Source organism: Novosphingobium guangzhouense (assembly GCF_002896965.1).
Taxonomy (GTDB): Bacteria; Pseudomonadota; Alphaproteobacteria; order Sphingomonadales; family Sphingomonadaceae; genus Novosphingobium; species Novosphingobium guangzhouense.
In genome coordinates this window covers 19,262-33,192 of record NZ_LYMM01000043.1, presented here as the reverse complement: position 1 = coordinate 33,192, position 13,931 = coordinate 19,262, and the positions used below count along the sequence as shown (strand labels likewise).

The following is a 13,931-nucleotide window of genomic DNA, read 5'->3' as shown; positions in this document are numbered from 1 at the left end:
GAAAACAATCGTTTTCGGAGAGACATCTTCCATTCGGGATTACCAGTCCCGGCGCTGCCCTTTGCGCAACGCGGAGCCACCGTAGCACAATCTTCGATCAGAACAAATGGGGACACCGCGATGCCGCGGCTCTTCCTGATTGATCAATACCGCGTGCACGAAACCACAATCATGATAGGATGATTGAGAAAGGATCGCACGATGGAGATCGCCGACGGTAGTCAGGACGCTGAGGAGCGCTGGGAGTACCCGCGGCTGTCAAAGTGGATTTGGACGCCCTGGTACGCAAAATTTTGGTGGTCTGCCATTCCCTTCTGGTGGCTCGGGATGGCCGTTTCCGCTCATTTTGAGATCCTGGCACAGTTCTATCGCGGCGCCTTGGCTGGCTTTATGAATGTGTTCTTCTTACCACCTGTGGTTTTTATTCTGCTCGCCGTTGGCTTCTTCCGCGAATGGCTCGATTGCTTGGCACATTCCCCTGGTAAATCGGGCTTGATCGATGACGAAGAAATACTGTCAACGGACTGGCTTCGTCGCGCGGACCTAGATTTTATGGACAGCTGTCGCGCGAGAGGCAATCCGATGGATCCGAGGTCGGGACCTCTATGGATCGGTAATCGCGATAACCCGAGCAACCCATCATACGTGCCTTCGCCATCGATCACTCATCCCGGTTTTTGAATGTGCTTTTCCCGTCGTCCGGACTTCCATCGATATCGTTGGAAAATCGGCCGGTAGTTAGAACTGATTTCTGTTCCAATGATGTGAGCGGGCCCGTGATATCAAACGTCGCTCGCGCAGTGCTAAGGTCTTTGAGATATTGGTCACGCAGCCCTCGCGGTCCCAGAATTTTTTCCGAGAGGTCATTGGAGAATATTGTGGCAGGATCGCTTGATCGAGCAGCCTTGCGTTCTGCTGCAACAATAGATTGGCGGATATCGTAGTTGACGATATCCATAATTGACTGGGCGTTTTCGCTGGTGCTTCCGACGTCGCGGCTTTCAAATCCCAAGCTTCCCCCAACTCGCCCCGAAGTGCCACGACCCTTCGATCGACCACCGCGTCTGGACTGGCTCTGCGATTGACCGTCGCCAAGCGCCTCATTGTTTGTTTCACTGACACTGCCGCCGATATCGAGGCTGATGGTGGTGCCCATAATGTTTTGATCTTGCGCCGATCGCATAATGCTCCGCTGCCAGCCTGTTTGGGACATGATGGCCTGCACGTCGCGCTGGAGGGTGTCTGCGACTTGTGGCTTTAGACGCCATTCGCCCTTGCGGTCCATTTCGAAGCCGCCGCGCAGCCAGTTGGCCAGCATCTCCTGTCCTTCCTTTCCGCCCCCCATGAAATGCTCGATCGTGTCCGGACCGGCCTGCTTGCCGGCCTCGAACCGGGTGCTAGTGTCGCTGCGCGCCGATTTGCTGAACGCGGTGCCGCTGGAAACGAGCAGATCATTGTGCGCAAAGCTGAAGCGCGCGTTGCCGCCATTGGCGATTGCGCCAAGCTGGCTTTCATTGATAAGTCCCGCCTTCCACATTGCCGCTGCCGTCTGGGGAGTCAGGTTGAGGCTGAGGTCGCCGTTCTGGTCCATTGCGATCTGACGCCTACTGAGATCGATGCCGTTGTCGGCCAGCAGGCGCTGCATGCGGGTCAGCCGTTCGCGATCCACGATGGATGTCAGACGCTCATTCCGGGCGCGGTCGGCGATGCCAGCTGCGCCGCCCTCTGCCACATCGACCTGATTGCCTGCTGTGCGCGTCAGCGCCTGTATGAAGCTGTCGAGGCGGGCCGCCTCGCGGGTCGACACGCCCGCAGCCGCAGCACCTTGCGCAAAGCCGATATTCTCCGACTGGCGCCGCTGCTCGCCGATGCGGGCGGCGCCGCGCGTTCCCGACGGCCCGACTTCGCGCTGGGCGTCGAGCTTGCCGGAGCGTTCCGCAAAATCGTACCCCGCCGCCTCGCGTGTGCGGCCATAGACACTCGTACCCTCCCGGCCCGCCTCGGCTGTGGCACCATCCGCCGTGCCGAGGTGGACAGCCGTATTATAGCGCTCAAGAGCGGCAAGAACTTGGGCTTCGTTCCGTCCGGTCGAGCGCGCCAGCTGTGAAACCGCGGTACTGCGCGCCTCGCCCGAGAGCGCATTGACGAAGCCGACCCGGCGCGATGTCTCCTCGACGGACAGGCCCAACATTCCCGCCGCCTGGCGCTGCCCGCGGTTACCGCCGGTCCGCCAGCCTTGTTCGGTCGCGACGTTCGCGCGCTCGACATTTGCGACTTTGGTGCCTGCATGATCGCGTCGACCCTGCATCGCGCCAACCTGGACTTGTGCCGACGTGAGATCGTTCGCCAGCATTTGCCCCTGCTGCCATGCGTTCGCGATCAGCTTGGCATAGGTCGGATCCGCCTGCGCTTCCGCGATCACGCCTGAAGCCTTGAGCTCGGCGTCTGCAGGCGAGTAGCCCGCTCTTTCGAAGTGGCGCGTGGCTGACTGCTTCATCATGCTATAGGCCCGGTTGTCGCCGAACGCGCGCCACTGGACAAGGTTTTGGCTGAAGGCCGCGAATGCCTTCTCGCCAGCCTTTTCCGTCCCGAAATACCCCGTACCCAGGTTCCGCAGCGCATCTTTTTCGGCGAACTGGTGAATTGCAGTCGTCGCGGCATTCGCCTTCACTGCGCGCACGATCTCCGGGTCTGAGAGGTCACGGCCATCGAGGGCAGGGGCCAGGCTGCCAAGCTGACGCGCGCCTTCGATATCGCCAAGTGCAAAGGCGGCCGTGCCGGATGGGGCAGGGCGTTCCCCAAGGATGTGGCCTGCCTCGCCGAACGCGCGATTGCTGCTGAAACCGGAGCGCTCGCCAAAATCCGCGAAGCTGGGCGCGGCAGATGCGCGTGCGCGGGTGCCCATGGCGGACGCCTGGGCCTCGAGCGCCGATGTTTGACCCTCGGCCGTTCCCATCGCCGAGGCAGCAGCCGTTCCCTGGCCTGCGATCCCGAGCGAGCCCGACGTAAATGCCGTGAACATGTTGCCGCTGAAACGAAAGACCGTGAAGACGAACGCGCCCGCGAGCCCTGCAGCCGCGGTCCTGAAGCTGCCGAAGATTGCGAGCGCCTTCATCGCTGCGGTCGGGGCAAGGAACCAGGCATTCGCCGCGACCGCGTTGGAGCGCAGCTCCTCAAGCGTCGCCAGAGCGCGCCCGAGCGTGAGCTGGTGAATCCCGGCATCAATCACACCCCACAGCGCCACGAACACGAACATTCCCAGTGCAAAGCTCGCAACCCTGAGGTTGATCGGCGTCAGTACGAAAAGCAGCGCGACCGGGATCATGAAAAGCATGATGCCGAAGACCGTCGCGCGGATTGTCGGCATCCACTCGTTCGCAACCGACATCGTCGCGAGACCGCTGGAAATAACCGCCCGGTTGGCCATTACCCGGGCCGCGCTCGCAGGCGAGTCCTCGAACAGGACATCGCCGATGCTGTTGCCGAGCAGGATGTGCGTCATCAAGCCTTGCGCCGAGAGCGGGCGGTCCAGCATCATCTGGCCCATCTCCCCGAGCTGCTGACGGCATCGGGTCATCTGCTGGGGATTCTCGACATTGTAACCGGTGCGCGCACAAACTTGCCTGGAATAGCCATCGAAAAGAACCGGATCGCCAAGCCTGTCCGAGATGTGCGCCCACGCCTCGGTGCAGCTGACCGTCGTTCCCCCCTTGTCGGTCTCGGTATAGACCGTCGAGAATGTCGCCGGTCCGGCCATCGCCGCGAAGGCGGCGGGAAGGTCGCTGGCGCTGCGCAGGAGCTTGTCGTCATCGATGTCGTAGGCCGGCGAGACGCGCGCGACCGGATAGCACTGGCGCACATAGTCCTTGATCGTGCTGTCGAGAAAGACGTCCGTCATCGGCCCGCGCGGCGACACGGCGTTGAGGAACAGATCGAAGCTGTGCCCGCCCGCCCCGAATTCGATTTTGGCACGGGGATCGAGGGTGTTGTCGTCGATCGTCTCGACCAGCGCCCGCTCCATCATGTTGGTCGCCCCGGCCACCAGGACGAGAAGGTTGGGCACATCGCCGACCGGCTGATAGGCGTTGCGCACCCGGTCGTAGAACCGGGCGGCGGTATTGACCCCGTCGTAGTCGCGCTTGAGGATGACGTTCGCGACGCCGCCTACCGCATCCGAGCCGTAAAGCGCGGATGAGCCGTCCGCTACGATCTCAAGGCGATCCAGCGCCGCGATCGGAATGACCGAAATATCGATCGCCTGATATGCGCCGCTATAGGCCAGGCGGTGGCCATTCAGCAGCGTCAACGTGGCATCACCACCGAGACCGCGAAGATCGATCGCCGAGCCCGAACCGATGTAGTTCCCTTTCTTCTCGGGCGTAGTGATGTTCGCGCCCGGGTTCTGTCCGCCACCGAAATTCTGTGGGATCGCACGTACGACATCGCCAAGATTGCTCTGGCCCGAATTCAGGATGTCCCTTTGCGACAAGGCGATGACCGGCGAGGCAATCGGCGCACCGCGCAGGCGGCTACCCGTCACAAGGATTTCCGAACCGTCGGACCGCTCGTTTCCTTCGGCACGTGTCGAGCGTTCCCGGATCAGGATGGTTTGATTGCGCTCGACGAATACCAGTCCGGACTCCTTCAAAAGGATGTCCAAGGCCTCATTGGGTGTGTAATCCCCCTCAAGCGCAGGTGCGCGCTTGTCCTTCACCCCGTCGGAGCGAAAGATGATCTCGCGCTTCGCTGCTCGCGCAACCGCTTGCAAAGACGCGCCAAGGTCCTGTTCCGGCAGGTTGTACGTCTGACGCGCCTGCACCGCATGAGCGGTCGGCATCGCCAGTGCAAATGTGCCGACAGTTGCCGCCGACCACAACAAACTCGTTCCGATGTTCCCCATAATGCTCCCCGCGCCAGCTGACCGGCGAAACCGCCGGTCTTGCGGGGAACGACAACCTGGATCGCCTTTTTATGAGGGCGGCCTGCAATTTACTTCGCCGTAGTCGTGGCATGAACGGACGAGCACGCGAGCGTGGGGGGAACTCGCAAGCCCCAATCCGAGCAAATCCGCCACATTTCGAGCGAGGCCTTCCGGATCCGTTACACGAAACATTCCGGAAATCCTGATGTTGCCAATTTCGCTTGAGGCGATCTGGAGCGGTATCTTTGCATGGCGATTTGCCTCGGCCAGAAGGTCCGCTACCCGTACGCTTTCATATTCCCTTAAGCCGTCGGTCCACTGCGAGGCTATCGAGCTTCGTGTCGGCTTCTCGTCCGGCGTCGGTCCCTGCTCGGCAGCAAAACCGAACTGCTGGCCCGGTGCCAGACGTACGCTGGCCTTCTTCGCATGACGGCCCTGAAAGTCGGAGGAAACATCCACGGCCCCACGAAGGAGATGAACCATCACCGTGCGCTCACGGGTGATCGTGACGTCGAAGATTGTGCCTCGCGCTGTGATGCTGCCATTGCCTGCCCGGACGACAAAAGGTCGCTTTTCATGCGCGACGTCGAAGCGAGCGTGGCCGCGAACCAGATGCAAGGTGCGTGAGCTGGCGCCCAGATCGACTTCAACCAGGCTCCCCGCATCGAGCGTCAGTTTTGAACCATCCGCAAGCTGGAATAGCTTTACTTCATTCGGCGCGGTGACGAATGTCCTTGCTCCATTGCTGGGCGTGGAGGCGGAGTGCGCTAAGTCTGCAGGCGGCTTTGAAACCGTCGGTAGTGCCTGGAAGTAAAGACTCGCCCCGCCCAGCGCCAACACCGTGGCTACAATGCAGCCGGCACCCAGCCACTTTTTCGCTGGCGCGAGCAGCAGCGTTTTCTGGTCGGCCTGCAGGTCGTTGGCCGCTCTTTCATTTTCCGTGCCCTTAAGCAACTTCCCGTGGCTGAAAGTCTCGGCGATCCTGTTGTAAAAACGACGATGGGCCGGATTACATGCCAGCCAGGCCTCAAACTCGACACGGCGCGCCTCAGCCTCTGGCCCCCGCATGATGGCGAACCAATCTGCTGCCTCTTGCCTGAGCTCATCGTGTTGGCGGCGCATTTCAGAATCTTCCATCATTCCTGCTCCAGAGCCGCATCGATGTGGGCGAGGGCGCGGGCGACATGGTACTGCACTGTCGGGATTGATACTCCCAGCCTTTCTCCTATTTCCCTGTATGTCAGCTCGTCGACACGATGAAGAAGAAATATCTGCCGCGTCCTTTCCGGAAGCTCGCTCAAGGCCCGGCGGTAAATCCGCATCATATCTTCAACCTCAATATGGTCGGACTGCATGGGTGCCGTCGCATGCTCGTAGCCGTCATCGAAGAACACGTGATCCGGCGCCAACTGGTTTTCGAGCCGCTTGCTTCGATTGAACAGCAGGTTGCGCGCGATACGCTGGAGATAGGCAGCAGGGCGCTGCGGACGCTCTCGCGCCATGACGCCCAATAGCCGCGCGAATGCCTCCTGTACCAGATCGGGCGCTTCATCGCCGCCGCGCAGGCGTGCACGAAAGTACTTCTGCAGTCGTGGCGCTTCGGTTGCGTAAATCGAACTGATGTCCCCTTGGAGCGGCGCCGTCGCTGGCTGTGACCTTTGATCTCGTTGATCGGTGAAATCGGGAACCTGCGAATTATCGGCATCGGCTGTCATCGAGGTACGCTTTCTCATCGGCCGGCCCGATTGAGGGTGATTACGCAAGAGCCGGTTACGTCGAAGCAGAGAGCTCTCTTCGAATGAGCAGGCGTGATTGCTCCCAATCGACGTGAGTACCATGACGAAATATCGGTACTTAATCAAGCATGAGGTACTGTAGCGCAGACGGTACGCGGATTCGAATCCGATAAGATCGCGGTTTGGTAATTGGTGAAGTCTCAGCGGGTGGCAGGCAGGTACGGTTCGGTGAGCGCTACCGAGGCGGAAAACCGGCGGCGGGCCTGCGCACCCGCGCGGCAAGCTCAAACATCAGCGGGAAGCTGTTTAAACGGTTGCAGCTTCAGTAGCGGCCCTCAGATCACCAAGATCCAGTGCGCCCGTCACCGCCGGCTCCTGCCCACTCGCCATGGATGGACGCTGATGGCGCTTATTCGGGTAGCACTCATCCTGAAAGAGCCCGGAGGTTCGGCCCAACGAAATTTCGCTGGCTTGGGCGGTCCCCATCAGGCTATTTTCAGCCGCCCACGTGCGTAATCTGTAGTGACTGACTCGTCGCAGCTACGGCTGTGACAAGGGCGGTCATGCCCTCGATCTGGGCGGCTCGGGAATAAGCACGGTCATTATCCTGTGGTGAGGATGGGAGCCCGTCGTACGGCATGCATTCCGGAGGCGATTACGGAAAGCACAGACGGGGCGCTCCAGTTCAACACGACATCGCTGACATGGGCGGCAGCCATGGGGCGGCCGAAGAGGAACCCCTGCGCGATATCGCATCCCTGACGCGCGACGTGCGCCGCCTGAAACGGCGTTTCGATGCCTTCCGCGACCGTGGTGATGCCCAGGTTTCTGGCCAGATGTATGACTGCGCTGACGATGGCTGTATCTTCGCGGTCGCGCGCATCAAGACGGGAAATGAACGAGCGATCGATCTTGAGCGTGTCCACCGGAAACTGCTTGAGATGGGTGAGGGAGGCATAGCCCGTTCCAAAGTCGTCGAGTGCAACCGTCACGCCGGCCTTGGAAAGGATCGCAAGGGTCTGGCTTACCGTTTCGGTCAGTTGTCCCAAGAACACGGATTCCGTCACCTCCAGCTCGAGGAGAGATGGTGAAAGTCCCGCATGCGCTAATCGATTCAGTATCCGATCCGCAAAGTCGCCTCGTTGAAAATCACCCGAGGCACCGTTGATGGCGATGCGTCCCACTTGGACGCCGCTGTCTTGCCAGAGTTGCAAGTCGGCGATGACCCGATCGATCATGCGATCGGTAAGCTTCGAAGAGATGTCGGTATCATTGAGAGCAGCACCGATGGCGTCAGGTGAACGCAGGCCGCTATGGTGGTGCCAGCGCAGAAGGGCTTCGAAGCCCAGACAAGCCCCGGAGCGAAGGCAGACCTTGGGTTGATAGAAGGGAACGATACGGTCATCGTGCAGCGCTTTGCGCGCGTCGTACAGCATCTGCGTCTGACGTTCCGCAGCGGTCTTGAGTGCGGGCTTGAAAGAGCAGACCTGACCGGTGCCCTCGCTCTTCGCTGCGTATAGCGCGAGATCGGCATTTTTATGAAGTTCTTCGGGACTTTGACCATCAAGAAAGGCCGTCGCTGAACCTGCGCTGAGGCTCACATCGAGCTGGCGACCGTTGAAGGTCATCGGCTCGCTAGCTGCCGCAAGCAACTCTTGCACCGCAGTATCCGCGAGTTCGCCCTCCTGTATGCCCGGGCAAATGATCGCGAATTCGTCTCCGCCCAAGCGGGCGACGGTTGCGCGGACCGGGGCGGCTTTGAAGAGCCGGGCAGCGATCTCACACAACAGGGCGTCTCCCGCATCATGCCCAAGCGTGTCGTTCGTGGCCTTGAAGCGATCGACGTCCAGAACGATCAACTGGACCTGACCGCCACTACGGCGCGCCTCATGAAGCGCCGTCTCCAGACGCTCGCTGAACAAGACACGGTTGGGCAGGTTTGTCAGAGCATCATAGTGAGCCGCCTGCCGCAGTTTCTCTTCGTAGCGCTTTTGACTCGTTACATCCTGGAGAGAGCCAATGAGCCGAGCGGGCTTACCATGCGCATCGCGCACGACGTAACCACGGGCGACCAGATGCAGGTAGGCTCCATCACTGGCTAGGAACCTGAATTCCTGCGTCCACTGCGTGCGGTCAAGCGCATCGAGGTTCTGAAATTGCCCAAGGACGCGGTTCCGATCATCGGGGTGAACACGCTCCACCAACCAACCTCGCGACGTGCCTTGCATCGCTTCGGGATATCCAAGCACTGTTGCCGCGGCGCCGCTCCATTCGATCCGATCGTGGCCGAGCGACACGTCCCAGATCACATCGTTGGTGGCGAGGGAGGCCAGGCGGTAGCGCTCCTCGCTCGCCTGCACAGCTTGTTCAGCAGCAACCTGATCGTCGATGTCTTCAAGGTTCCCGTACCAGGAGAGGATCTGACCGTCGGTATCTACGCGGGGAAGAGCACGGGCGCGGAACCAGCGAAAATCGCCGGCGGCAAGCCGAAGGCGATATCGAACGTCGGCATGTCCGCCCCCATCCGGGCATTGCAATGCAGCGGCCCAGATCTCCTGGACGTGTGGCAGATCGTCACGGTGAACCGCGACCGTCCAACCCCAGCCCAGAGCATCTTCACTTCTCATACCGGTCAGCTTCGTCCAGCGGGGACTAAGTTCAATGACGGCGCCGGTTTTGTCAGTGATCCACGGGATCTGCGGGTTGAGCTCAACGGAGTGGCGGTAGTGTTCCTGACTGGATTGAAGTGCATTGATAAGGGCACTCATCTCCGAACGCGATTGCAGAGTTTCCCTGAAGGCGGCGTGGCTTTTGGAAAGCGATCGCAGGATGACGCCGGATGCTACAAAGAACGTGAGGCCGATGCCCATCAGATAGGTGTCGGATGAAAACACCAGTCGCGCCGTGACGGGCAGAGCACCGAAAAGGAGGACACACCATCCTGCCACGGGCAGTGCATGCAGACAGTAGCAACAGCTGATGGACCCCACGAAGACAAACAACGCTATCGAAGTGGAACGGACAGGCTCGGCTTCGCTCATAAGCAGGTACCCCCAACCTCCGAACGCGAAGCTGAGGAGTACGGATGCCGCGACCGTGCCCATCAGGTAGCGACGAATTCTGGCGGGCTCAGGATTTCTTCCGCGGCGAAACAGCCAGACCGCGGCCCGAACCCCAATCAACGTGCAAAGCACACCCGGCACCCCGACGCTATGGGCGAAAGGAACCTGCCCGTACGTTGCGGCCGCCAGGAAGAGCGCGTTGACCCCCATGAGCGCGTACATCAGCGGAATTTGTGTCCGCAAAGCTGAGTACTGAGCCCGAAGCACTGCATCGGAGCCGTGCGCGATCTGGTTACGCGGACTGAATTTCATTGGCGGCATCACTGTTTGGCGACTTTACATCGCCTGATAGACCCATCCCATTAAAAATGAGTGTAGGTTCTAGTGATCACAGAGGTTGTGGACGGGGTGATTGCCTTCAGTGCCGAGCGCGTCGCAGCGCGCGGTTGCCCTTTCTGGATATGCAGGGTCGTGCCGGTGATGCTGCTCCAACTCCTTGAAATCGTTAGAAAAGGCGGAACGTTTCGCCGCAGCAGTAGGTTTGTCTTAACCTCTCGGCGGGAGATGGTGATCGATGGAGAGAAGACGAGAAGCGCAGGGGGCGAAGGGGAGGGTATGATGCCGTGGTCCGGACGCGGCGGGGTTACGGTCTCGGACAAGGTCTATCGTGACCTGGTGTCGACCCTCTTCACCATGCGATTGCCCATAGCCGGTTTCGGCACGCTCTACGCAATTGTCGGTTTGTTGATCTACCTGAAATGGCCCGACACCGTGATAGCCGGTTTGACCATTGCCGCAGTCGCGGTCACAGCTGCACGCGTCGTTCTCATCAGTCGCTATCATCGGTCTGGTGGTGCTTTCCAGGAGGTCGCCGCCCTACGACGCTGGGAGTCCATATATGAGCTACTGACCTACCTCGTCGCAATTTTGCTGCCGGCTCTCAACTTTCGGGGGCTCACCGCCCACGCCCCCCTGATCCATCTGGCGACGATTAGTCTTGTCTTCACGTTCGGAGCGGGCATCGTCTCGCGGACCTCCTCGAGATTGCGCCTTTGCATGGTGAGCGTCACAATCGCGGTGCTACCGACGGTGACCGCCATGCTGGTCCACGCCGCCAGCGATCATGCCGAGCGGCTCCATTCCGAATTCTTCTTCCTTGAGGCTTTCCTGCTGATTGCTGTCGGGCTGATGAGCCGGCAATCTGCAGCGCACCTCCACGCATCGGCCGTAGAGCACCTCTCGACCAAGCAGGACACGGCGAAGCTTGCAAAATATGATCCGCTGACCGGCTTGCCAAACCGCCTCGTGGTGCGCGAGGCCTTTCACGAGCTCTACAGCTTATCCCGCCTGTCACAAAGCCAGCTTGCGGTGCACTACCTGGACTTGGACGGCTTCAAAGCGGTGAACGATCGTTTTGGTCATCCCGCCGGAGACAAGCTGCTGGTCGAAGTGGCGCAGCGCTTGCGATCGACGATCAGAGCCTCTGATTTGGCATGCCGGCTCGGCGGCGACGAGTTCCTCATCATCCAGTCGGATGTCCGCCACCGAGATCAGGCCGAGTTAACGGGACGCCGCGTCATTAGGCAGATCAGCGACGCTTATGAGTTTGAAGGTGCTACTATGCAGGCCACGGCCAGCATCGGGATCGCCATGGTACCGGAATGCGGGATCGAATTGGAGAAATTGATCGGCTGCGCCGACGCGGCCCTTTACCGTTCGAAAGCGCGAGGCAAAGCACAGGTGCTATTCTTTGATCCTGATGATGATCCGCTTCCAGGGCGGGCAGCAGCCTGAGAAAGGTGTAAGACACTAGGCGCAGATGCCCCCCGCCCGGGCGCGCGGCTCGAGGCGGAAAAGTTTCGCTAACGCCGCAGGGTGAGTTAATCTCTGGCTTTGCATTATGGCTGTCGTCCCGTCACTGCACAGCCTCGATCGCGATGCCGATTTCAAGGGCAGCCCAAGAACTGTCAACTGTGACCGCCACTGCTGCGCGCGACAGTGCCAAGGCGAGGCAGGACCGATCGCCGAGCGACAGTGCAATGCCGCGTGTCGCGCCGCGAAGCATGGCTCCTGTATCGGCCTGCTCGCGATCCACCGCAACGATGTCGATATCGAGTTCGCCGAGAAGCAATCGGGCTTCCTCCGCCTCGACGCCGCGATCGATCAGCGTTGTCAAGACTTCATGATAGCTTACCGCTGACACTAAGGCGCCGCTTAGGCGCTCCTCCACCTGCTCACAGCCCGGCTCGCCAAAAAGCAGGCAGAGCAGCGCCGAGGCATCCAGCACATATACCGGCTCAGGCGTCGGCATAGTCAACGGCTCAGGCACGGGCAGCTTCGGCCCGGCGCTCTGCAATGAATTCCTGCGATACCAGCCCGTCGTTGGGAGCAAACGAGCGCAGCCGCTCCTGAACGCGTCGTAATGCGGACTTGGCGGGTCTTATTCTGACTTCGTCGCCCTGAAGCTCGAAAAGCACGGTATCGCCGTTTTCAAGGCCGAGCGCTCGCCGCATCTCTGCAGGCAAGGCAATGCGTCCGCCCGCGATAACCTTGCCCCGTACTATCGTCATGTCACTCGGCCCAAATTCCGTAGCATCGTGGAACCGATACCACGCACGGCATTTCGGTATCAAGGCGCTCGGTGCCCCGCTGCCGTCCTGCAAGAGGCTAGCAATCTGCATGCTGTCTGCCGCCATCCGATCGATCAACGGCGCCAGGGCTTGGCGCATCGGGGGTGTCAGACTGAGATCAGTACGTCGGTGATCGAGGGTATCTCCAGTTCTTCTGATGGCACCCAGTTCTTCGAGCCGTCCCGCACGGCGATGCGCCTTGGAAGCAACCTTGTCGACCGTCAGGCAGGCCTGGAAGAGCTTTCGGCCTTCCAGTTCAGCTAGGTAGATGCTGAACAGGGAGTAGAAATATGGTTTCGCGGAGAGGACCGGACCCATGCGCTTGCCCACTTCCTCCTCGAACTGCAGCATTAATCGGCAAATTGCTGCGCGCGCCTGTGACGACAGGCGGTCATCCCGCGTGACCCCGCTGGCCAAAGCCGTCGCTCCCATCATTTCCACGCCACTGTCCCGATATGCGGGGGGTATTGGCCCTGGCGATCTGACAGCAAGTGCCAGGCGACAGCGCAGCCGCAAAAAAGCGGTGGAGGCGAGAAGAGTGGCCCGCTCACTTCAGATATCCAGCACGCCGGAAACTTACCACGCCGCTCCGCGCGACGATAAAGTGGTCGTGGATGATAATGTCGAGAGACCTTGCTGCCTGAGCGATGCGAACCGTTGTGTCACGATCGATCTGCGAGGGTTCCGGATTTCCCGACGGATGGTTGTGCGCAAGGATGATGGCGGTCGCTCCCAGCTCAATACATCGTTTCATGACCTCGCGTGGATAGACGTGCACTGCCGAAACAGTTCCGACGGCCATCAATTCGTCCGCGATGAGTTCGCTGCTTGCATTGAGAAAAAGTATCCGGAATTGTTCGACGGGATCGAACGCCATCACACCGCGCAAATAATTCACCACATGGGTGTCGCCTGGAAGCAGGTGTCGCACGGCGGCGGACACGCGCTGGAACGTCTCTTCGACCATGCTCGCATCACCCAGGATCATCGTGCGGTCGCGGCGCCGCGCGGCCAGCGTACCTGCCAGTGAACCGAACCTGCCCAGCAACTGTGAAGAAAGGAATCCGGCATGCTGGGGGTCAGTGATGCCGATCAGCTCTTCCAGGACGCGTCGGCACCCCACAGACGCAACCGTCTGCAGTGCCGCCGGGTTGCCACGAGCAGAAGAACCTGTGCGATCCAGCTCCACATCGCCGCAGCTGTCATGTAGGCCGCCCAGTCCGAGCCGGGCGCGAAGAGAACGCCAATGTGAACCAGCACTTCTGCTCCAAGAAGCGCCGTGATCCAAAGCGGCCAGAAGCGGGTACTTCGGATGGAAAGCCATAGAAGAACACCCCATATCGCAACATCGGTCACAAGGATGCCGGTCTCGACCTGATAGAAGCGTGATCCCGCCGGCTTCACCATGAGAGCGCTGGTCCAGGCGCCCGCAAAGAGAGTCAGCGCGCCGATCTGCTCCGGCCTGCCGCCTCGGATGAGCGCGTAAAGCGTGCTGAATGTGAGCAGCCCAAAAAACAGGAGATGTCTTGTCACGAACCCCCCAGGAATAGGGGTGGGCGGCAATGCGCCGCCCGCCCGTGCT

Annotated in this window: 8 protein-coding genes and 2 pseudogenes; 2 read left to right on the top strand and 8 right to left on the bottom strand. The window is 60.4% G+C overall.

Annotated elements, in window-relative coordinates:
- Nucleotides 1–201 precede the first annotated feature (201 nt).
- A complete protein-coding gene (locus A8V01_RS16430) occupies nucleotides 202–681 on the top strand; it encodes a hypothetical protein (RefSeq protein ID WP_103096951.1) in 480 nt (159 codons plus the stop codon).
- Here A8V01_RS16430 and A8V01_RS16425 read toward each other — a convergent pair.
- From A8V01_RS16425 to A8V01_RS16410, 5 genes and pseudogenes are all read right to left on the bottom strand, one after another.
- Nucleotides 662–4,102: pseudogene (locus tag A8V01_RS16425) on the bottom strand (conjugal transfer protein TraG N-terminal domain-containing protein); the annotation flags it as partial. The gene A8V01_RS16430 and the pseudogene A8V01_RS16425 sit on opposite strands and share 20 nt — an antisense overlap.
- A 114-nt stretch (nucleotides 4,103–4,216) precedes the next feature.
- Nucleotides 4,217–4,837, bottom strand: a pseudogene (locus A8V01_RS29790) (STN domain-containing protein); the annotation flags it as partial.
- A gap of 132 nt (nucleotides 4,838–4,969) precedes the next feature.
- A complete protein-coding gene (locus tag A8V01_RS16420; protein WP_103096944.1) occupies nucleotides 4,970–6,061 on the bottom strand; it encodes a FecR family protein in 1,092 nt (363 codons plus the stop codon).
- Nucleotides 6,058–6,636 carry an RNA polymerase sigma factor gene (locus A8V01_RS16415; RefSeq protein WP_103096942.1) on the bottom strand — a complete coding sequence of 193 codons (579 nt, stop codon included), beginning with the start codon at nucleotides 6,634–6,636 and terminating at the stop codon, nucleotides 6,058–6,060. The genes A8V01_RS16420 and A8V01_RS16415 overlap by 4 nt, the downstream gene beginning before the upstream one ends.
- Nucleotides 6,637–7,259: 623 nt before the next feature.
- Nucleotides 7,260–10,031: a putative bifunctional diguanylate cyclase/phosphodiesterase gene (locus A8V01_RS16410; RefSeq protein ID WP_170065952.1), complete on the bottom strand. Its 2,772-nt coding sequence runs from the start codon at nucleotides 10,029–10,031 to the stop codon at nucleotides 7,260–7,262.
- Nucleotides 10,032–10,103: 72 nt separating this feature from the next.
- On the opposite strand from A8V01_RS16410, the gene A8V01_RS29320 reads away from it, so the two are divergent.
- The gene (locus A8V01_RS29320; RefSeq protein WP_245892626.1) at nucleotides 10,104–11,513 is read left to right on the top strand and encodes a GGDEF domain-containing protein; all 1,410 of its coding nucleotides are present in this window, start codon (nucleotides 10,104–10,106) and stop codon (nucleotides 11,511–11,513) included.
- Between the two features lie 121 nt (nucleotides 11,514–11,634).
- Here A8V01_RS29320 and A8V01_RS16400 read toward each other — a convergent pair whose 3' ends face one another.
- The 3 genes from A8V01_RS16400 to A8V01_RS28970 form a co-directional block, all read right to left on the bottom strand.
- A complete protein-coding gene (locus A8V01_RS16400; RefSeq protein WP_103096994.1) occupies nucleotides 11,635–12,030 on the bottom strand; it encodes a type II toxin-antitoxin system VapC family toxin in 396 nt (131 codons plus the stop codon).
- 10 nt (nucleotides 12,031–12,040) lie between these two features.
- Entirely contained in the window at nucleotides 12,041–12,784 is a 744-nt protein-coding gene (locus tag A8V01_RS28975) for an AbrB/MazE/SpoVT family DNA-binding domain-containing protein (protein ID WP_245892637.1), read from the bottom strand.
- 112 nt (nucleotides 12,785–12,896) lie between these two features.
- Nucleotides 12,897–13,673 (bottom strand): JAB domain-containing protein, encoded by a 777-nt coding sequence (locus A8V01_RS28970; RefSeq protein WP_211295031.1) that lies wholly within the window; start codon nucleotides 13,671–13,673, stop codon nucleotides 12,897–12,899.
- Nucleotides 13,674–13,931 lie beyond the last annotated feature (258 nt).

Excerpts from the sequence above, each read along its gene's own strand:
- A8V01_RS16430 (WP_103096951.1), top strand. The coding sequence starts at position 202 with ATGGAGATCGCCGACGGTAGTCAGGACGCTGAGGAGCGCTGGGAGTAC.
- A8V01_RS16420 (WP_103096944.1), bottom strand. The coding sequence starts at position 6,061 with ATGATGGAAGATTCTGAAATGCGCCGCCAACACGATGAGCTCAGGCAA.
- A8V01_RS16415 (WP_103096942.1), bottom strand. The coding sequence starts at position 6,636 with ATGACAGCCGATGCCGATAATTCGCAGGTTCCCGATTTCACCGATCAA.
- A8V01_RS16410 (WP_170065952.1), bottom strand. The coding sequence starts at position 10,031 with ATGAAATTCAGTCCGCGTAACCAGATCGCGCACGGCTCCGATGCAGTG.
- A8V01_RS16400 (WP_103096994.1), bottom strand. The coding sequence starts at position 12,030 with ATGCCGACGCCTGAGCCGGTATATGTGCTGGATGCCTCGGCGCTGCTC.
- A8V01_RS28975 (WP_245892637.1), bottom strand. The coding sequence starts at position 12,784 with ATGATGGGAGCGACGGCTTTGGCCAGCGGGGTCACGCGGGATGACCGC.
- A8V01_RS28970 (WP_211295031.1), bottom strand. The coding sequence starts at position 13,673 with ATGGCTTTCCATCCGAAGTACCCGCTTCTGGCCGCTTTGGATCACGGC.